Genomic DNA, 17,764 nt, shown 5'->3' with positions numbered 1-17,764 from the left:
TGGAGCGGGTGGGCGAGTTGCCTGCAGAAACGAAAAACCCCGCCGAAGCGGGGTCCTTCGCGATGCGTCGGCGGAGATTACTCCGCGGCGACGATACTGACCGTGCGGCGCTTCTTCGGGCCCTTGGTCGAGAACTCGACCGTGCCGTCGACCAGCGCGAACAGGGTGTGGTCGCGGCCCAGGCCGACGCCGCTGCCCGGGTGGAACTGGGTGCCGCGCTGGCGGACGATGATGTTGCCGGCCTCGATGGCCTGGCCGCCGTAGATCTTGACGCCGAGGTACTTCGGGTTGGAATCGCGGCCGTTGCGCGAGGAACCTACGCCCTTTTTGTGTGCCATGGCTGCGTCTCCTTACTTCTTGTCGCCGGCGCCGATGCCGGTGATCTCGATTTCGGTGTAGTGCTGCCGGTGGCCCATCTGCTTGCGATGGTGCTTGCGGCGGCGGAACTTGACGATGCGGACCTTGTCGGCGCGGCCGTGGCCGACGACCTTGGCCGCCACGGTGGCGCCCTTCAGGGCGTCGCCGAGCTTGATGCCGTCGGCATCGCCGAGCATCAGGATGTTGTCGAACTTGATCTCGCTGCCGGCTTCGGCCTCGAGCTTCTCGACGCGGAGCGTTTCGCCCTGCATCACGCGGTATTGCTTACCGCCGGTGACCAGTACTGCGTACATGGTGGGTTTCCTTTTGGACGGGTTTCTGTAGTTCTTCTTGGTCGTGCCCGAGGGCACGCTGCCTGCCATCGAGGGCGGACAGAAGCGGAATTGTAGGGGATTCAGCGGGTTAGGGTCAACCAACCCCGGATCGCGTCCCCAAGGGGTGGCGGCGTGGCCCCGCCGCTCCCGCGGGCCATCGACGGCCCGGGCCGTGCCCGTCGAATCAATCCCGGATGACCAGGCGAAGCGGCGAGGCAATCCCGCGGCGGCATGGTGCCCTGCGTCGCAACCCGGGAGACGCCCCTCGCCGAGGCTGGCAATCCCGCGATTTGCCCCCAAATCAGCGCCTCGGTAGGCTGCCTGATTGCCCGCCGCATCGCCCCGGCCTCCCCACCCCCAGGACCCCCATCCATGGCGCTGGACTACATCCGCATCCGCGGCGCACGGACGCACAACCTCAAGAACATCGACCTCGACCTGCCGCGCGACAAGCTGATCGTGATCACCGGCCTGTCCGGCTCCGGCAAGTCGTCGCTGGCGTTCGACACCATCTACGCCGAAGGCCAGCGCCGCTACGTCGAGTCGCTGTCGGCCTACGCGCGGCAGTTCCTCAGCGTGATGGACAAGCCCGACCTCGACCACATCGAGGGCCTCAGCCCGGCCATCTCGATCGAGCAGAAGTCGACCAGCCACAACCCGCGCTCGACGGTCGGCACGATCACCGAGATCCACGACTACCTGCGCCTGCTGTACGCCCGCGTCGGCAGCCCGCGCTGCCCCGACCACCATTTCCCGCTGGAAGCGCAGACGGTCAGCCAGATGGTCGACCAGGTGCTGGCGATGGAGGCCGACGAGGTGCTGGCCGGCCAGCGCTGGATGCTGCTGGCCCCGGTGGTGCGAGAGCGCAAGGGCGAGCACCAGCAGGTGTTCGACCAGCTGCGCGCGCAGGGCTACACCCGGGTGCGGGTGGACGGCGCCCTGCACGAGATCGACGCGGTGCCGCCGCTGGCGCTGCGCCAGAAGCACACCATCGAAGCGGTGATCGACCGCTTCAAGCCGCGCGCCGACATCAAGCAGCGGCTGGCGGAATCGTTCGAGACCGCGCTCAAGCTGGGCGACGGCATGGCGATCGTGCAGTCGATGGACCAGACCGACCGCGAGCCGCTGCTGTTCTCCTCCAAGTACTCCTGCCCGGTCTGCGACTACTCGCTGCCCGAGCTCGAGCCGCGCCTGTTCTCCTTCAATTCGCCGGTGGGCGCCTGCCCCACCTGCGATGGCCTGGGCGTGGCCCAGTTCTTCGACCCGGCACGCGTCGTCGCGCACCCCGAGCTGTCGCTCGCGGCCGGCGCGATGCGCGGCTGGGACCGTCGCAACGCCTACTACTTCTCGATGATCACCTCGCTCGCGAAGCACTACCGCTTCGACGTCGACCTGCCGTGGCAGTTGCTGCCCGAGGACATCCGCGAGGTGATCCTGCACGGCAGCGGCAAGGAAGCGATCAACCTGGTCTACGTCGGCGAGAACGGCAACAAGTACCAGCGCAAGCACCCGTTCGAGGGCATCCTGCCCAACCTGGAGCGGCGCTACCGCGAAACCGAGTCGGCGGCGGTGCGCGAGGAACTCGCCAAGTACATCAGCGAACGGCCGTGCCCGGACTGCGGCGGGGCGCGCCTGAACCGCTCGGCGCGCAACGTGTTCGTGGCCGACAAGCCGCTGCACCAGCTCGCGGTCCTGCCAATCGACGCCGCGTTGGCGTTCTTCGAGGCGCTGTCGCTGCCGGGCTGGCGCGGCGAGATCGCCATCAAGATCGTCAAGGAGATCCGCGAACGCCTGGGCTTCCTGGTCGACGTCGGCCTCGATTACCTCACCCTGGAGCGCAAGGCCGACTCGCTCTCCGGCGGCGAGGCGCAGCGCATCCGCCTGGCCAGCCAGATCGGCGCCGGCCTGGTCGGGGTGATGTACGTGCTGGACGAACCCAGCATCGGCCTGCACCAGCGCGACAACGAGCGCCTGCTGGGGACGCTGACCCGGCTGCGCGACCTCGGCAACACCGTGCTGGTGGTCGAGCACGACGAGGATGCGATCCGGCTGGCCGACTACATCGTCGACATCGGCCCGGGCGCCGGCGTACACGGCGGCGAAGTCGTCGCCCAAGGGTCCCTGGCCGACGTGCTGGCGGCGCCGCGCTCGCTGACCGGGCAATACCTGTCGGGCAAGAAGGCGATCGAGGTGCCGGCGCGGCGGCACGCGCCCAACCGCAAGATGCTGCTCAAGCTGAAGGGCGCGCGCGGCAACAACCTCAAGGACGTCGACCTGGAGATCCCGGCGGGGCTGTTCACCGCGGTCACCGGCGTGTCCGGGTCGGGCAAGTCGACCCTCATCAACGACACGCTGTACGCGCTGGCCGCCAACGAGATCAACGGCGCCTCTCACACGCCCGCGCCGCATCGCGAGGTGGTCGGCCTGGACCTGTTCGACAAGGTGGTCGACATCGACCAGTCGCCGATCGGGCGCACCCCGCGCTCCAACCCGGCGACTTACACCGGCCTGTTCACGCCCTTGCGCGAACTGTTCGCGCAGGTGCCGGAGGCGCGCGCGCGCGGCTACTCGCCGGGCCGCTTCAGCTTCAACGTGCGCGGCGGTCGCTGCGAGGCCTGCCAGGGCGACGGCCTGATCAAGGTGGAGATGCACTTCCTGCCGGACGTGTACGTGCCCTGCGACGTCTGCCAGGGCAAGCGCTACAACCGCGAGACGCTGGAGATCCTCTACAAGGGCTTCAGCATCCACGACGTGCTGGAGATGACCGTCGAGGACGCGCTGGACCTGTTCGCGCCGGTGCCGAGCATCGCCCGCAAGCTGGAGACGCTGATGGACGTGGGCCTGAGCTACATCAAGCTGGGCCAGAGCGCGACCACCCTGTCCGGCGGCGAGGCGCAGCGCGTGAAGCTGTCCAAGGAGCTGTCCCGCCGCGACACCGGGCGCACGCTGTACATCCTCGACGAACCCACCACCGGCCTGCACTTCCACGACATCGAGCACCTGCTCGCGGTGCTGCACCGCCTGCGCGACGACGGCAACACGGTCGTCGTGATCGAACACAACCTGGACGTGATCAAGACCGCGGACTGGGTGGTCGACATGGGGCCGGAAGGCGGGCATCGCGGCGGCCAGGTGATCGCCACCGGCACGCCAGAACAGGTGGCCGCCAATGCGGCCTCGCATACCGGCCGATTCCTTGCGCCTTTGCTCCAAAAATCGGCGGCAAGCTCGGCTGCCCCCGCCAAGCGCCGGAAGAAGACCGCATGAGCCACGTGTTCCGCACCCCCGTCAGCCTGCGCTGGAGCGACCTCGACGCATTCAACCACGTCAACAACTCGCGCTACCTGACCTTCCTGGAGCAGGCGCGCATCGAGTGGTTCGAGACCCTCGACGAACCGTGGATGGACGACCACAGCGCGCCGGTGGTCGCATCGGCGACCCTGAACTTCAAGCGGCCGATCGCATACCCGGCGCAGGTCGCGGTGGAACTGTTCACCGACAAGCTGGGCACCAGCAGCGTGGTGATCGGCCATCGCATCGTCGCCGCCGACGGCACCGTGCATTGCGACGGCCAGGTCGTGGCGGTGTGGGTCGACCGCCAGACCGGCAAGCCGACGCCGCTGCCGCTTGGCGTGCGTCGCGCCTCCGAACGCCTGCTGCCCGCCGCTTGAGCCACGCCACGAGGACACCCGCATGCCCCTGATCGAGACCACCCGCCACGGCGACATCCACGTGCTGCGCATGGCCCGCCCCCCGGTCAATGCGCTGGACCCGGCCCTGTGCCGCGCGCTCACCGCGGCGATCGCCGACGCGCTCGCGGAGGGTGCGCAAGGCCTGGTGCTGGCAGGCGGGCAGAAGGTGTTCTCGGCGGGACTGGACGTGCCGCACCTGCTGTCGCTGGGCGAGGACGGCGATGCCCTGCTCGGCGCCTGGACCGATTTCTTCGAGGCCGCGCGGGCGCTGCTGGGCGCGCCGGTACCGGTGGTCGCGGCGATGGCCGGGCACGCGCCCGCCGGCGGCTGCGTGCTGGCCCTGTGCTGCGACTACCGGATCATGGCCGAAGGACCGTTCCGCATCGGCCTGAACGAAACCCAGGTCGGGCTGGTCGCGCCGGAGGGCATCCAGGCGCTGCTTGCGCGCTGCGTGGGACGGCATCGCGCGGAACGCCTGCTGGTCGCCGGCGCGATGGTCGATGCAGCCGAAGCGTCGCGGATCGGCCTGGTGGACGAGCTCGCCGGCATCGACGAGGTCGAGGTGCGCGCCATCGCCTGGCTCCAGGGCCTGCTGCAACTGCCGCGCACGCCGATGCTGGAGACCCGCCGGATCGCACGCGCGGATGCGGTCGACTGCCTGCGCGCGGCGCGCATCGACCTGCCCCGCTTCGTTGCCGACTGGATGCAGCCCGATACCCAGGCCGGCCTGCGCGCGATGCTGGCGCGCATCGGCAAGTAACCGGCACTTGGCGCGCTAGAGCAGGTCGAGGACCCGTTCGGGCGGCCGGCACAGGCGCACGCCCTTGGGCGTGAACACGAAGGGCCGGTTGATCAGGATCGGCGCCGCGACCATCGCCGCCAACAAGGCGTCGTCCGCCAAGGCCGGATCGCCGAGGCCGCGGGCCGTGTAGTCCGGCTCCTTGTCGCGAATCGCCTCGCGCACGCCGAGCCCGGCCGCGGCGATCGCCGCGCGCAGCGCTTCCACCGACGGCGGATGCGCCACGTAATCGACGATCTCCGGCTCGATCCCGGCCGCGCGGATCAGCGCCAGCGCACCCCGCGCATTGCTGCACGCCGGGCGATGCCAGATCACCACCGACACCGGCTCAGCCCCCGGTCGCCACGGGACGCGCGGGATCGCTGATCCAGCCGCTCCACGAGCCGGTGTACAGGCGCCCACCCTTCAGCCCGGCGCGTTCCATCGCCAGCAGGTTGTGGCAGGCGGTGACGCCGGAGCCGCACATCGCGACCACGTCGCTGCCCGGGCGTTCGCCGAGCAGCGCGCGGAACTCGGCGGCAAGCTGCATCGCGCTCTTGAACTGGCCGTTCGCGAGGTTGTCGGCATACGGTCGGTTGACCGCCCCCGGCACGTGGCCGGCGATCCGGTCGAGCGGCTCCTGCTCGCCACGGAAGCGCGGCGCGGCGCGGGCATCGAGCAACATGCCGCCCCTCGCGAGATGGGCCTGGACGGCATCGGCATCGCACAAGCGCGCCGCATCGAAGCTGCCGGCGTAGGTACGCCGCGCCGGCGCTGAGGGCGCCGAGGACACCGGCAGTCCCAGCGCGGTCCAACGCGACCAGCCACCATCCAGGACCGCAGCCTTCGCATGCCCCAACGCGCGCAACAGGAACCACAGGCGCGCGGCGTGCGCGCCGTCGCCGTCGTCGTAAGCGACCACCTGGATGCGCGGATCGATTCCCCAGCGCGAGAGGCGCTCGCTGAACGCGGCTGCCGACGGCCACGGATGCCGACCCTCGCCATGGCGATCCATGTCCGACAGGTCGCGTTCGAGGTGCGCGTACACCGCACCCGGAAGGTGCGAGGTCAGGTAGGCCTGTTCGCCGGCCGCCGGGTCCAGCAGCGAGAAGCGGCAATCGACGATCGCCAGGTCGCCACGCCCCAGGCCGATCGCCAGGGTTTCGGGTTGCACCAGGGTTGTCCATCCAGCCATCGAGGCACCTCCTCAGGGGGCTCAGCCCCCGGCATGCGCCAGGCGTTCGCGCAGGTTGAACAGGATCGAGGCGGTCACGCCCCAGATCCGCTGTGGTGGGTAACGGTATTGGAGCACGCTGCGCGGCCTCCCGCCGAACTGGAGTTCGATCCGTTCAAGCCGGTCGGGGTCCAGCAGCAACGCCAGCGGGACCTCGAACACGTCGGCGACTTCGGCGGGATCGGGCACCGGCGTGAACTCCGCATCGATCATCGCCAGCACCGGCACCACGCGGAAGCCGGTGATCGTCAGCAGCGGATCGAGGTAGCCCAGCACGGTGGCCTGCACGGGGTCCAGGCCGACTTCCTCCGAGGCCTCGCGCAGCGCCGCCGCGGCGGGATCGCGGTCATCGGGTTCGATGCGGCCGCCCGGCAGGCTGACCTGCCCGGCATGGTGGCGCAGCCCGTCGTGGCGACGCGTCATCAGCACGCTCGGCGCGGAGGGCCGGTCGACCACGCCGAGCAGGACCGCGGCCTCCCTGGGCATGCCCGGGGAAAGCAGGCCTTGCAGTTCCTCGAGGTTCCAGGGATCGCCGCCCGGCGCCGCATCGAGCGGATGGACCGCACGCCGCAAGCGTTCGAGCAGGACCGGATCCGGCATCAGGCCGGCTTCCGCCCCGCCGCGCGCCGGGGCAGCACGTCTTCCATCAGGCGCAGGCGTGCATCGTCGTTCATCAGCGGCCAGTGCGCGATCTCGTCGCCGGTGCGATGGCAGCCCTTGCAGAAGCCGTCGTCGTCGATGGTGCAGATGCCGATGCAGGGGCTGAGCACGGCGCGGTATTGAAACGTCATGGCATTCCGGAAAACGCGATGCGCCGGGCGAACCGGCGCATCGGGAGCAGGCAGGTGCGCCCGCGGGTTACTTCACCGCGCCCAGCTCGACCTGGATGGCGATCGCCTGCTGGTTCAGCTGCTGGTTCTGGGCGCCCACGCCCTTGCCCGGCGGGACCACGATCTCCCAGACCGCGCCCTGCTGCATCAGCGGGATGGTTTCCTTCAGGGCCGGGATCGGCGCGTCGGCGACCTTGAACGGCTGCGGGGTCTGCACGTTGCTGAGCGGCACGCCGACCGCGGCGAGGAAGCTGCGGAACGCGATCTCGACCTGGCTGTTGGCGGTGGCCTTGGCGCCGGTGCCCGGCTTGGCCACGCGGTACATGATGCCGCTGGGCAGGGTGATGACGCCCTGCTGCGCCTTGTACTTGGTCACGAAGTCGGTGGACTGCGCCTGATTGTCGGCCAGCGCCTTGCGGAAGGCGGCCTCCATCTTCTGCTGGACGCGCTGCTGGAAGCCGGCGTAGGCCGCGCTCAGCTGCTCCTGCGTGTACGCCGGCTGCTTCTTGGCATAGGCGTCCTGCAGGCCGCGCACCGCGGCGGCGATGTCGACCGGCTCCTCGGTGTTCGCCAGTTCCTGGCCCAGCTGCCAGCCGAAGGCGTAGCTCGCGTGGCTCTTGTCGACGACCGGCGCGGCGGCGGGGGTGCCGGCCGGCTTCGCCGCGGGGGCCGGGCTGGCCGGCTTGGTCTGCGCCGACGCCAGGCCGACGGTGAGGGTCATGGCCGCGAGGGCGACCGCAAGCACGCGAAACTTCATCAACAACCTCGTCTCAGCTCAAAATTAGGGGCGGCTCGCGCCGCCCTCGAACCGCACGCAGGCCGCCGCGCGGTGCTTCATGTGACCCGCCGACCATGCCGGCAAGACACGCTAGGATACCGGCCACGGCGCTGCATCGCCACCGAAGCCGGTTGCTTGACCCGCCCGTCGCGGCGGAAGTTCCCGGCCACCCGTCCGCCCCCTGAACAAGACTCCGATGACCGAACCGCTGCTCCTCGTCGACGACGCCGATGGCATCCGCACCCTGCGCGTGAACCGCCCGGACAAGCTGAACGCGCTCAACGCCGCCACCCTCGACGCCCTCGACGCCGCCTTCGCCGCCGCCGCCGCGGACGACACCGTCCGCGTGGTGGTGCTCACCGGCGCGGGCCCAAAGGCGTTCGTCGCCGGTGCCGACATCGCCGAGATGAATGCGCTCACCCCGGTGCAGGGCCGCGACTTCTCGCTGCGCGGCACGCGGATGATGCGCCGGGTCGAACGCCTGCCCAAGCCGGTGATCGCGATGGTCAACGGCTTCGCCCTGGGCGGCGGCCTGGAACTGGCGATGTGCTGCCACCTGCGCATCGCCGCCGACACCGCCAAGGTCGGGCAGCCGGAGATCAACCTGGGCCTGATCCCGGGCTTCGGCGGCACCCAGCGCCTGCTGCGGCTGTGCGGCCGCGCGGCGACGCTGGAGCTGTGCCTGACCGGCGCACCGATCGGCGCCGAACGCGCCCTCCAGCTCGGCATCGTCAACCGGGTGGTGCCGGCGGCGGAGCTCGAGGCGGAGACCATGAAACTCGCCGCGCAACTGGCGTCGTCCGCCCCGCTCGCCCTGCGCGGGATGCTGGACTGCGTGAACGTCGGCGGCGAATGCGGGCTGGAGGAAGGCCTGGAGTACGAGGCCGCGCAGTTCGGCCTGGTGTTCTCCACGGACGACATGCGCGAGGGCACCGGCGCGTTCCTGGCCAAGCGCAAGCCCGCGTTCAGCGGTCGCTGATGACGCCCGCGGCCTGCCCGCATTGCGGCTGCAACGCCGACGCGGGCGCGCCGGCGCATGCGTTGCTGGCCCTGCTGGCGATGGATGCCATCGATGCCGCGCTCGACGCGGGGTTGCTGGAGGCCGCCGGCTGCGACGCCTGCCCGCCGGCTTGCAACGCCCGCCTGCATGCCGCCGCGCAGGCGCGCCGCAGCGCGCTTGCCGCCCGCGAACGGCATCGCGCGCGGACGCTGCGGCTGGCACGGCGCAAGGCCGAACGCGAGGCCGCGCGCAGCGCGCCCCTGCCACGCCTGGCCGAGGCGTCGGCGCACGCCGCCCCTGCCCTGCCCACTGCCGCCGCCGACGCGCTGGCGCGGGCCCTGGCCAAGGCCCGGGACCGCCGCGCATGAGCCCGGCGCAACCCGCGCGCGCGGTGCGCGGCAGCAAGCTCACCCGCGCGCAGATCGCCGAGCTGTTCACGCGCCTGCGCGACGCCAACCCGACCCCCACCACCGAACTCAACTACAGCTCGCCGTTCGAACTGCTGGTCGCGGTGGTGCTCTCGGCGCAGGCCACTGATGTCGGCGTGAACAAGGCCACCCGCCGCCTGTTCCCGGTGGCCAATACCCCGGCGGCGATCGTCGCGCTGGGCGAAGATGCGCTGAAGGCGTACATCAGCACCATCGGCCTGTTCAACGCCAAGGCGGCGAACGTGGTCGCGCTCTCGCGCCTGCTGCTGGAACGCCATGCCGGAGAGGTGCCGCGCAGCCGCGAGGCGCTCGAGGCCCTGCCCGGCGTGGGCCGCAAGACCGCGAACGTGGTCCTGAACACCGCGTTCGGCGAACCGACCATCGCCGTCGACACGCATATCTTCCGGGTCGCCAACCGCATCGGGCTGGCACCGGGCAAGGACGTGCGCACGGTCGAGGACAAGCTGGTCCGGCTGGTGCCCGCGGAATTCGCGCGCGACGCCCACCACTGGCTGATCCTGCACGGGCGCTACACCTGCAAGGCGCGCACCCCGGATTGCGCGCACTGCCTCCTGCACGACCTGTGCCGCTGGCCGGCGAAGGCTCCGCTGGCGCACCGCGACAGTGCATGGCGGCCGCATGTCGGGAAAAAGACAGCGCTGTCACAATAACGAAAGATTCACGCCCTAGGCTGCGCGCCAATGCGGCCCTGCGCCGCCTTTCCGACAAGGCCCCTTCCATGCTCCCCATCCGCCGCACCCTCCCGCTGGCCCTGCTGGCCGCGCTCGCCGCGCCCGCCGCCCAGGCCGAAGTGCCGATCGACGTCATCGGCGGTTCCGAAATCACCTTCGAAGGCCTGTTGCAGGCCGATGCCAACTGGTTCAACAGCGACTTCGCCAACCTCAACAGCGACCCGCAGGACGGTCGCGACGCCGATTTCGAGATGCGCCGTGCGGAGCTGGTGCTGAAGGGCAAGGGCCCGGGCAACTTCGAGTGGGTCGTGGGCTACGACGCCAAGGCCGACAAGTGGCTGGACACCAACGTCAAGTACAAGATCGGCGGCAACGGCAACCACTACCTGCAGTTCGGCCAGTTCAAGCAGCCGAACAGCCTGGAGGAGCTCAGCTCCACCAAGAACAACGACTTCGTCGCGAAGTCGATGATCACCAACACCTGGGGCATCGCGCGCCGCGTCGGCATTGGCTACGGCTATGGCGACGCGAACTGGGGCGTCAACGCCGCCTACTTCGACCGCGAGCTGAAGCACGGCCTCGCCGCCGGCCAGGGTTATGGCGTGCGCGGCACCTGGGCGCCGATCAACGAGGCCGGCAAGATCCTGCACCTCGGCCTGAGCTACGTGTCCTACAAGCCCGAACTCTCGACCCTGGGCGGCGCCAACCTCGACGACACCGCGCGCTGGCGCGCCCGTCCTGGCGCCGACCTGGCCGCTGCGCGCCTGGTCGACACCGGCAACCTGGTCGACGCCGACCGCAACACGACCACCGGCCTGGAGGCGTTCTGGGTCGGCGGCCCGGTCAAGCTGCAGGGCGAATACATGCGCACCCGCACCTCGCGCGGCGCCGGCCGCCCCGACTTCACCGGCAGCGGCGCCTACGTGGCCGCGGTCTGGAACATCACCGGCGAAACCTGGGGCTACAAGGCCGGCGTGCCGACCACGCCGCTGCCCAACGAACCCGCCACCGGCATGTGGCAGCTGGGCCTGCGCTACGACACCATCGACCTCGACGACGGCAACCTCGACACCTCCGGCGCCACCCCCGTGGTGACCGGCGTGCTCGGCGGCCAGATGGACACCTGGACCGTCGGCGCCAACATGTACTGGCGGTCGAACTTCAAGTTCGCCCTGAACTACGTGAAGGTCGACAGCAGCCGCTACATCAGCGCGCAGAAGCGCATCGTCGAGGACAACCCCAGCATCGTCGAGTTCCGCGCGCAGTTCTACTGGTAAGCGCGCCAACACCCGCTCGCGATGCCCGAAGGGCGCGGCAACAGCCGCGCCCTTTTTCGTGGCCGCGCGACGCGCCCTGTCATCGCACTGTCATCCCGCGTCCATGCGGGTGTCATGCAACGGTTATGCAATGGGCGCCAGCCGGGCATCGCCCCGGATCGCCCACCAGGAGTCCTCCGTGTCCAAGACCCCATTGTTCCGCCTCGCCGCCCTTGCGCTGGCGACCAGCCTCGCCGGCAACGCCATCGCGGCCGACGCCACCGGCGCCGGCGCCTCCTTCGTGTACCCGGTCATGTCGAAGTGGTCGGCGGACTACGCCAAGGCCACCGGCAAGAAGGTCAACTACCAGTCCATCGGCTCCGGCGGCGGCATCGCCCAGATCAAGGCCGGCACCGTCGATTTCGGTTCCTCCGACGCGCCGTTGAAGCCCGAGGAGCTGGACAAGTTCGGCCTCGCGCAGTTCCCGTCGGTGATCGGCGGCGTGGTGCCGGTGCTGAAGGTCCCGGGCATCCAGGCCGGCGCGATGAAGCTGGATGGCGACCTGCTGGCCGACATCTTCCTCGGCAAGGTCACCAAGTGGAACGACCCGCGCATCGTCGCCCTGAACGGCGGGCTCAAGCTGCCCGACCTCAAGATCACCGTGGTGCACCGCTCCGACGGTTCGGGCACCAGCTTCAACTTCACCAACTACCTGTCGAAGGTGAGCCCGGACTGGAAGGCGCAGGTCGGCGAAGGCACCGCGGTGCAGTGGCCGGTCGGCATCGGCGGCAAGGGCAACGAGGGCGTCACCGCCTACGTGAAGCAGATCAACGGCTCGATCGGCTACGTCGAGCTCTCGTTCGCGTTGCAGCAGAAGCTGACCTACAGCCGCCTGAAGAACGCGGCCGGCAACTACGTCAACCCGAACGACGACACCTTCTCCGCCGCCGCCGCCAACGCCGACTGGGGCAAGGTCCGCGATTTCTACCTGGTCATGACCAATGCCGCCGGCGAGAACAGCTGGCCGATCACCGCGACCAACTTCATCCTGATGCACAAGTCGCCGAAGAACCCGTCCGGCGCGGCCAACGCCAAGGCCTTCTTCGAGTGGGTGTACGCGAACGGCGACGGCCAGGCCAAGTCGCTGGACTACGTGCCGCTGCCGGACGCCCTGGTCCAGCAGATCGAAGGCTACTGGAGCAAGGAACTCAAGTACTGACCCCGCTGACCACGGGTGCATGTGCGGGCGGGCCTCCGGGCCCGCCCTTTTTTGTTGCATGACGCGCGCACCAACGCGGTCGATCGCTGTCATCGGCGTGTCACAAAAACATCATTTCATGTCGCAACCCACCCGAATGCCCGGATTCCCGCCATGACCGCGACCCTGCCCCGCCTTGCCACCCTCGGCCTCTGCCTCGCCCTCGGGCTGGCGGCCTGCAAGCAGGACGCCGCACCGGCCGCCGGCAACGCGCCGGGCGCCGCACCGACCGCCGATACCGCCCCGGCGGGCGACAAGGTCGCCGCGCACATCACCGGCGCGGGCGCGAGCTTCGTGTACCCGCTGATCTCCAAGTGGTCGGCGGACTACGCCAAGGCCACCGGCAACAAGGTCAACTACCAGTCGATCGGCTCCGGCGGCGGCATCGCCCAGATCAAGGCCGGCACCGTCGACTTCGGCTCCTCGGACAAGCCGCTGGCGCCGGAAGAACTGGCCCGGGACGGGCTGGTGCAGTTCCCCTCGACCATCGGCGGCGTGGTGCCGGTGGTCAACCTGCCGGGCATCCAGGCCGGCGCGCTGCGCCTCACCGGCGCCCTGCTCGCCGACATCTACCTCGGCAAGGTCACGATGTGGAACGACGCCGCGATCGCCGCCGCCAACCCGGGCGTGGCGCTGCCGGCGCTGAAGATCAACGTGGTGCGCCGCTCGGACGGCTCCGGCACCACCTTCAACTTCACCAACTACCTGAGCAAGGTCAGCGCGGACTGGAAGGCCAAGGTCGGCGAAGGCACCACCGTCGAATGGCCGGGCAGCAGCGTCGGCGGCAAGGGCAACGAGGGCGTCGCCTCCTACGTCAAGCAGCTGAAGGGCGCGATCGGCTACGTCGAGCTGTCCTACGCGCTGCAGAACAAGATGGCGCATGCCGACATGCAGAACGCCGCCGGCAACTGGGTGCAGCCCAGCGCGGCCTCGTTCGCCGCCGCCGCCGAGAGCGCCGACTGGACGTCCGCCAGGGACTTCAGCCTGGTGATCACCAACGCGCCAGGCGCACAGGCATGGCCGATCACCGCGACCAACTTCATCCTGATGCGCAAGCAGCCGCGCGACGCCGCCGCGGCCAAGGCCGCGCAGGACTTCTTCCGCTGGGCCTGGAAGGACGGCACCGGGCAGGCGAAGTCGCTGGACTACGTGCCGCTGCCGGCGGACCTGGTGCAGCAGGTCGAGGCGTACTGGTCGGAACAGCTGAAGTAACCCAGGCCCGCATCGCCCGCCGAGCACCCGCATGACGACCCTCGCCCCCCCTGCGTCGGCGCGCGACATCGCCGACGCGCGCGCCGACCGCCGCTTCCGCTGGATCCTGACCGCGACCGCGCTGTTCGTCCTGGTCACCCTGGCCGGCGCCGCCCTGTCGATGCTGTGGGGCGGCCGCAGCGTGCTGGCGCACGAAGGCCTCGACTTCTTCCTGTCCAGCGACTGGAACCCGGTCGAGGACAAGTACGGCGCGCTCGTGCCGATCTACGGCACCATCGTGACCGCGGTGATCGCGATGCTGATCGCGGTGCCGGTCAGCTTCGGCATCGCCTTCTTCCTGACCGAGGTCGCGCCGCGCTGGTTGCGCACGCCGATCGGGACCGCGATCGAACTGCTGGCCGGCATCCCCTCGATCATCTATGGCATGTGGGGCTTCTTCGTGCTGATGCCGGTCATGCGCGAGCACCTGATCCCGTGGCTGGACGCGCACGTCGGCCCGCTGCCGGTGGTCGGCGCGCTGTTCCGCGGCCCGCCGATCGGCGCCGGCATGCTGACCTCGGGCATCGTGCTGTCGATCATGGTGATCCCGTTCATTTCCTCGGTGATGCGCGAGGTGTTCCTCACCGTGCCCGCGCGCCTGAAGGAATCCGCCTACGCGCTCGGCGCGACCAAGTGGGAAGTGAGCTGGGACATCGTGCTGCCCTACACCCGCTCGGCGGTGATCGGCGGCGTGTTCCTCGGCCTCGGCCGCGCGCTCGGCGAGACCATGGCGGTCGCCTTCGTGATCGGCAACAGCGTCTCGTTCACCGCGTCCCTGCTGGAGCCGTCCACCACCATCGCCGCGCTGATCGCCAACGACTTTGGTGAGGCCACCGAGCAGTACCGATCGGCCCTGCTGCTGCTCGGCTTCGTGCTCTTCATCGTGACCTTCGTGGTACTCGCGCTGGCCCGCCTGATGCTGCTGAACCTGTCGCGCAAGGAAGGCAACCGATGAGCGCCTCCACCTCGCTCTACCGCCGCCGCCGCTTGGTCAATGCCGTCGCCATCGTGCTGGCCTGCGCGGCCGCGGTGTTCGGGCTGGCATTCCTGGCGTGGATCCTGTGGACCCTGCTGAGCAAGGGCCTGGCCAACCTCAACCTCGCGCTGTTCACCCAGGACCAGCCGCCGCCGCTGGAGGAAGGCGGCCTGCGCAACGCCATCGTCGGCAGCCTGATGATGTGCGGCATGGGCGTGCTGATCGGCACCCCGCTTGGCATCGCGGCCGGCACCTGGCTGGCCGAGGTCGGCAACAACCGCAGGCTGGGCACGGTGGTGCGCTTCGTCAACGACATCCTGCTGTCGGCGCCGTCGATCGTGCTGGGCCTGTTCGTGTACGCCGCCTTCGTGATGCAGACCGGCGGCAACTTCTCCGCGATCGGCGGCGCGCTGGCGCTCGCCTTCATCGTGCTGCCGGTGGTGGTGCGCACCACCGACGAGATGCTGCGGCTGGTGCCGGTGCAGATGCGCGAGGCCGCGCTCTCGCTCGGCGTGCCGCAGTGGAAGGTGACCATGCAGGTGCTGTACCGCAGCGCCCTGCCCGGCATCGTCACCGGCATCCTGCTGGCACTGGCGCGGATCAGCGGCGAGACCGCGCCGCTGCTGTTCACGGCCTTCGGCAACGAGTTCTTCAGCCTCGACCCGACCGGCGCGATGAGCGCGGTGCCGCTGGTGATGTACAAGTTCGCCGGCTCCGGCTACGAGAACTGGGAGCGCCTGGCCTGGGCCGGCGCGTTGCTGGTCACCCTGTTCGTGCTCGCCACCAGCCTGGGCGCGCGCGCGATCCTGCTGCGCAACAAGCCCGCCCATGACTAATTTCCCGCAGGCCCATGCCATGACCGACCTCCACCTCGATGTCGCCCCCCCGGCGCGCGGCGCGATACCGGCGCAGGCGCCCGCCACCAAGATCTCGGCGCGCGACCTGAACTTCTGGTACGACAAGTTCCATGCGGTGAAGCACATCCACCTGGACGTGCCGGAGAAGCGGGTGACCGCGCTGATCGGCCCGTCCGGCTGCGGCAAGTCCACCCTGCTGCGCGTGTTCAACCGCATCTACGCGCTCTACCCGAAGCTCGAGGCCAAGGGCCAGGTGCTGCTGGACGGCGAGGACATCCTCGACCCGAAGTACCCGATGAACCGGCTGCGCAGCAAGGTCGGCATGGTGTTCCAGAAGCCGGTGCCGTTCCCGATGACCATCTATGAAAACGTGGCTTACGGCATCCGCCACCACGAGCGCCTGGGCAAGGCCGAGATGGACGTCCGCGTGGAGCAGGCGCTGCGCCAGGCCGCGCTGTGGGACGAGGTCAAGGACAAGCTCAAGGAAAGCGGCCTGGGCCTGTCCGGCGGCCAGCAGCAACGCCTTTGCATCGCCCGCGCGGTGGCGCTGAAGCCGGACGTGCTGCTGCTCGACGAACCGACCTCGGCGCTGGACCCGATCTCCACCAGCCGCATCGAGCAGCTGGTCGAGGAGCTCAAGCGCGACTTCACGATCATGATCGTGACCCACAACATGCAGCAGGCCGCGCGCGTCTCCGACTACACCGCCTTCATGTACCTGGGCGACCTCATCGAGCACGGCGCCACCGAGCAGATTTTCTCCAACCCCTCGAAGCAACAGACCGAGGACTACATCACGGGCAGGTTCGGCTGATGAACGAGCACAACCACATCGTCAAGAGCTACGACCAGGAACAGGCCGCGCTGCTGGACGAGCTGATCTGCATGGGCGAAATGTCGGTGGCGCAGCTGGAAGCCGCGCTCGACGTGCTGGAGCGCCGCGACGACCGCGCCGCCGAGCGGGTGATCGCCAACGACGACGCGATCGACGCGCTGGAGCACCAGGTCAACCAGGACGTGGTGCGGCTGATCCGCCGCGGCCCGATGGCGACCGACCTGCGCATCATCCTCGCCGCGCTGCGGGTGGCCTCCGACATCGAGCGGATCGGCGACCTCGCGGCCAACATCGCCAAGCGCTCGATGGCACTGAACCTCGCCCCGCCGCTGCCGCACACCCGCGGCCTGGACGCGCTGGGCCGCCTGGCCGCGCGCCAGGTGCGCGAAGTGCTGGACGCCTACGCCCGCCGCGACGGCGAGGCCGCGCTGCGCGTGCGCGCCCACGACGCCGAGCTCGACACGCTGTACACCGGGCTGTTCCGCGAACTGCTGACCTACATGATGGAGGACGCGCGCGCGATCACCCCGTGCACGCACCTGCTGTTCATGGCCAAGAACCTGGAGCGGATCGGCGACCACGCGACCAACATCGCCGAGAACGTGTGGTTCCTGGTGCATGGCGACGATCTGATGCCGCCGCGCGACAAGCGGGACGAGAGCAGCACCACCGTGGTGTGAACGCATCACCCTGCGCCCGCCGCGCTGGCCCGCCGGCCCGGGGTCGCGCTAGGATCGCGTTCCCAGACCCCGACCGCATGCCAGGAGCCGCCATGTCCCGCACCCGCAAGCCGCTGTCCCTCGTCGTCGCCGTTGCCGCCGGCAGCCTGGTCGCCGGCAGCCTGTTCACCATGGAGGCCATGGCCCACGGCTACATGCAGGACGCCAAGCCCGCCGCCAAGGCCGCGGAAGGCAAGTGCGGCGAGGGCAAGTGCGGCGAAGGCATGTGCGGCGGCAAGCAGGCCGCGCCGAAGGCCGCCCACCACGGCATGGCCGACATGGATACCGACAAGGACGGCAAGCTGTCGCGCGCGGAATTCGCCGCGGCGCACGGCGGCAAGGACGACAAGTTCGCCGCCCACGACGGCAACGGCGACGGCTTCATCACCCAGGCCGAAATGGACGCCCACCACGCGCAGATGAAGGCCGGCGAAGGCAAGTGCGGGGAAGGCAAGTGCGGCGAGGGCAAGTGCGGCGCCAAGAAGTGA

18 protein-coding genes and 2 pseudogenes are annotated in these 17,764 nt (G+C 69.7%); 14 read left to right on the top strand and 6 right to left on the bottom strand.

Annotated elements, in window-relative coordinates:
- Window positions 1-77 precede the first annotated feature (77 nt).
- The gene (rpmA, locus tag ON759_RS00325) at window positions 78-338 is read right to left on the bottom strand and encodes a 50S ribosomal protein L27 (protein ID WP_271678371.1); all 261 of its coding nucleotides are present in this window, start codon (window positions 336-338) and stop codon (window positions 78-80) included.
- 12 nt (window positions 339-350) lie between these two features.
- Window positions 351-671, bottom strand: a complete 321-nt coding sequence (rplU, locus tag ON759_RS00320; protein ID WP_271678370.1) for a 50S ribosomal protein L21 — start codon at window positions 669-671, stop codon at window positions 351-353.
- A 393-nt stretch (window positions 672-1,064) separates the two neighbouring features.
- On the opposite strand from rplU, the gene uvrA reads away from it, so the two are divergent.
- From uvrA to ON759_RS00305, 3 genes are read left to right on the top strand one after another with little or no spacing between them, the layout of a single operon-like run.
- Entirely contained in the window at window positions 1,065-3,959 is a 2,895-nt protein-coding gene (uvrA, locus tag ON759_RS00315) for an excinuclease ABC subunit UvrA (RefSeq protein WP_425608421.1), read from the top strand.
- On the top strand, window positions 3,956-4,363 hold the full coding sequence (locus ON759_RS00310; RefSeq protein ID WP_271678369.1) for an acyl-CoA thioesterase: 408 nt from the start codon (window positions 3,956-3,958) through the stop codon (window positions 4,361-4,363). Before uvrA ends, ON759_RS00310 begins: the two co-directional genes overlap by 4 nt.
- A gap of 22 nt (window positions 4,364-4,385) precedes the next feature.
- Window positions 4,386-5,144 (top strand): enoyl-CoA hydratase/isomerase family protein, encoded by a 759-nt coding sequence (locus tag ON759_RS00305; protein WP_271678368.1) that lies wholly within the window; start codon window positions 4,386-4,388, stop codon window positions 5,142-5,144.
- 18 nt (window positions 5,145-5,162) lie between these two features.
- Here ON759_RS00305 and arsC read toward each other — a convergent pair.
- From arsC to ON759_RS00285, 4 genes and pseudogenes are all read right to left on the bottom strand, one after another.
- Window positions 5,163-5,507 (bottom strand): annotated as a pseudogene (gene arsC, locus ON759_RS00300) (arsenate reductase (glutaredoxin)); the annotation flags it as partial.
- 4 nt (window positions 5,508-5,511) lie between these two features.
- Entirely contained in the window at window positions 5,512-6,357 is an 846-nt protein-coding gene (locus ON759_RS00295; RefSeq protein WP_271678366.1) for a sulfurtransferase, read from the bottom strand.
- A 21-nt stretch (window positions 6,358-6,378) separates the two neighbouring features.
- A pseudogene (locus ON759_RS00290) lies at window positions 6,379-7,187 on the bottom strand (CoA pyrophosphatase).
- Window positions 7,188-7,254: 67 nt separating this feature from the next.
- Window positions 7,255-7,983, bottom strand: a complete 729-nt coding sequence (locus ON759_RS00285) for an FKBP-type peptidyl-prolyl cis-trans isomerase N-terminal domain-containing protein (protein ID WP_271678365.1) — start codon at window positions 7,981-7,983, stop codon at window positions 7,255-7,257.
- Between the two features lie 217 nt (window positions 7,984-8,200).
- On the opposite strand from ON759_RS00285, the gene ON759_RS00280 reads away from it, so the two are divergent.
- The 11 genes from ON759_RS00280 to ON759_RS00230 all read left to right on the top strand — a co-directional run bounded on the left by ON759_RS00280 (window position 8,201) and on the right by ON759_RS00230 (window position 17,764).
- A complete protein-coding gene (locus tag ON759_RS00280; protein ID WP_271678364.1) occupies window positions 8,201-8,983 on the top strand; it encodes an enoyl-CoA hydratase/isomerase family protein in 783 nt (260 codons plus the stop codon).
- Window positions 8,983-9,372 carry a hypothetical protein gene (locus ON759_RS00275; RefSeq protein WP_425608420.1) on the top strand — a complete coding sequence of 130 codons (390 nt, stop codon included), beginning with the start codon at window positions 8,983-8,985 and terminating at the stop codon, window positions 9,370-9,372. Before ON759_RS00280 ends, ON759_RS00275 begins: the two co-directional genes overlap by 1 nt.
- The gene (gene nth / locus ON759_RS00270) at window positions 9,369-10,103 is read left to right on the top strand and encodes an endonuclease III (RefSeq protein ID WP_271678363.1); all 735 of its coding nucleotides are present in this window, start codon (window positions 9,369-9,371) and stop codon (window positions 10,101-10,103) included. Before ON759_RS00275 ends, nth begins: the two co-directional genes overlap by 4 nt.
- A 68-nt stretch (window positions 10,104-10,171) precedes the next feature.
- Window positions 10,172-11,401 carry an OprO/OprP family phosphate-selective porin gene (locus ON759_RS00265; protein WP_271678362.1) on the top strand — a complete coding sequence of 410 codons (1,230 nt, stop codon included), beginning with the start codon at window positions 10,172-10,174 and terminating at the stop codon, window positions 11,399-11,401.
- A gap of 130 nt (window positions 11,402-11,531) precedes the next feature.
- Window positions 11,532-12,599 carry a phosphate ABC transporter substrate-binding protein PstS gene (pstS, locus tag ON759_RS00260; RefSeq protein WP_374381859.1) on the top strand — a complete coding sequence of 356 codons (1,068 nt, stop codon included), beginning with the start codon at window positions 11,532-11,534 and terminating at the stop codon, window positions 12,597-12,599.
- A 153-nt stretch (window positions 12,600-12,752) separates the two neighbouring features.
- Window positions 12,753-13,850 (top strand): phosphate ABC transporter substrate-binding protein PstS, encoded by a 1,098-nt coding sequence (gene pstS, locus ON759_RS00255; protein WP_271678361.1) that lies wholly within the window; start codon window positions 12,753-12,755, stop codon window positions 13,848-13,850.
- Window positions 13,851-13,881: 31 nt separating this feature from the next.
- On the top strand, window positions 13,882-14,844 hold the full coding sequence (gene pstC / locus ON759_RS00250) for a phosphate ABC transporter permease subunit PstC (protein WP_271678360.1): 963 nt from the start codon (window positions 13,882-13,884) through the stop codon (window positions 14,842-14,844).
- Window positions 14,841-15,701, top strand: coding sequence for a phosphate ABC transporter permease PstA (gene pstA, locus ON759_RS00245; RefSeq protein WP_271678359.1), 861 nt, complete (start codon window positions 14,841-14,843; stop codon window positions 15,699-15,701). Before pstC ends, pstA begins: the two co-directional genes overlap by 4 nt.
- Window positions 15,702-15,720: 19 nt before the next feature.
- The gene (pstB, locus tag ON759_RS00240) at window positions 15,721-16,536 is read left to right on the top strand and encodes a phosphate ABC transporter ATP-binding protein PstB (protein WP_271678358.1); all 816 of its coding nucleotides are present in this window, start codon (window positions 15,721-15,723) and stop codon (window positions 16,534-16,536) included.
- Entirely contained in the window at window positions 16,536-17,237 is a 702-nt protein-coding gene (gene phoU, locus ON759_RS00235) for a phosphate signaling complex protein PhoU (protein WP_271678357.1), read from the top strand. Before pstB ends, phoU begins: the two co-directional genes overlap by 1 nt.
- Before the next feature lie 92 nt (window positions 17,238-17,329).
- Window positions 17,330-17,764 (top strand): HvfA family oxazolone/thioamide-modified RiPP metallophore, encoded by a 435-nt coding sequence (locus ON759_RS00230; RefSeq protein WP_271678356.1) that lies wholly within the window; start codon window positions 17,330-17,332, stop codon window positions 17,762-17,764.

The sequence above is a fragment of the Thermomonas mangrovi genome, from assembly GCF_028201335.1.
In the GTDB taxonomy this organism is placed as follows: domain Bacteria; phylum Pseudomonadota; class Gammaproteobacteria; order Xanthomonadales; family Xanthomonadaceae; genus Thermomonas; species Thermomonas mangrovi.
Note: the sequence above shows the minus strand (reverse complement) of the source record. Positions and strands in the feature narration are given on the sequence as shown.

Bases quoted from the DNA above. Each gene is read 5' to 3' on its own strand.
- rpmA (WP_271678371.1), bottom strand. From the start codon at position 338: ATGGCACACAAAAAGGGCGTAGGTTCCTCGCGCAACGGCCGCGATTCC.
- rplU (WP_271678370.1), bottom strand. From the start codon at position 671: ATGTACGCAGTACTGGTCACCGGCGGTAAGCAATACCGCGTGATGCAG.
- uvrA (WP_425608421.1), top strand. From the start codon at position 1,065: ATGGCGCTGGACTACATCCGCATCCGCGGCGCACGGACGCACAACCTC.
- ON759_RS00310 (WP_271678369.1), top strand. From the start codon at position 3,956: ATGAGCCACGTGTTCCGCACCCCCGTCAGCCTGCGCTGGAGCGACCTC.
- ON759_RS00305 (WP_271678368.1), top strand. From the start codon at position 4,386: ATGCCCCTGATCGAGACCACCCGCCACGGCGACATCCACGTGCTGCGC.
- ON759_RS00295 (WP_271678366.1), bottom strand. From the start codon at position 6,357: ATGGCTGGATGGACAACCCTGGTGCAACCCGAAACCCTGGCGATCGGC.
- ON759_RS00285 (WP_271678365.1), bottom strand. From the start codon at position 7,983: ATGAAGTTTCGCGTGCTTGCGGTCGCCCTCGCGGCCATGACCCTCACC.
- ON759_RS00280 (WP_271678364.1), top strand. From the start codon at position 8,201: ATGACCGAACCGCTGCTCCTCGTCGACGACGCCGATGGCATCCGCACC.
- ON759_RS00275 (WP_425608420.1), top strand. From the start codon at position 8,983: ATGACGCCCGCGGCCTGCCCGCATTGCGGCTGCAACGCCGACGCGGGC.
- nth (WP_271678363.1), top strand. From the start codon at position 9,369: ATGAGCCCGGCGCAACCCGCGCGCGCGGTGCGCGGCAGCAAGCTCACC.
- ON759_RS00265 (WP_271678362.1), top strand. From the start codon at position 10,172: ATGCTCCCCATCCGCCGCACCCTCCCGCTGGCCCTGCTGGCCGCGCTC.
- pstS (WP_374381859.1), top strand. From the start codon at position 11,532: ATGGGCGCCAGCCGGGCATCGCCCCGGATCGCCCACCAGGAGTCCTCC.
- pstS (WP_271678361.1), top strand. From the start codon at position 12,753: ATGACCGCGACCCTGCCCCGCCTTGCCACCCTCGGCCTCTGCCTCGCC.
- pstC (WP_271678360.1), top strand. From the start codon at position 13,882: ATGACGACCCTCGCCCCCCCTGCGTCGGCGCGCGACATCGCCGACGCG.
- pstA (WP_271678359.1), top strand. From the start codon at position 14,841: ATGAGCGCCTCCACCTCGCTCTACCGCCGCCGCCGCTTGGTCAATGCC.
- pstB (WP_271678358.1), top strand. From the start codon at position 15,721: ATGACCGACCTCCACCTCGATGTCGCCCCCCCGGCGCGCGGCGCGATA.
- phoU (WP_271678357.1), top strand. From the start codon at position 16,536: ATGAACGAGCACAACCACATCGTCAAGAGCTACGACCAGGAACAGGCC.
- ON759_RS00230 (WP_271678356.1), top strand. From the start codon at position 17,330: ATGTCCCGCACCCGCAAGCCGCTGTCCCTCGTCGTCGCCGTTGCCGCC.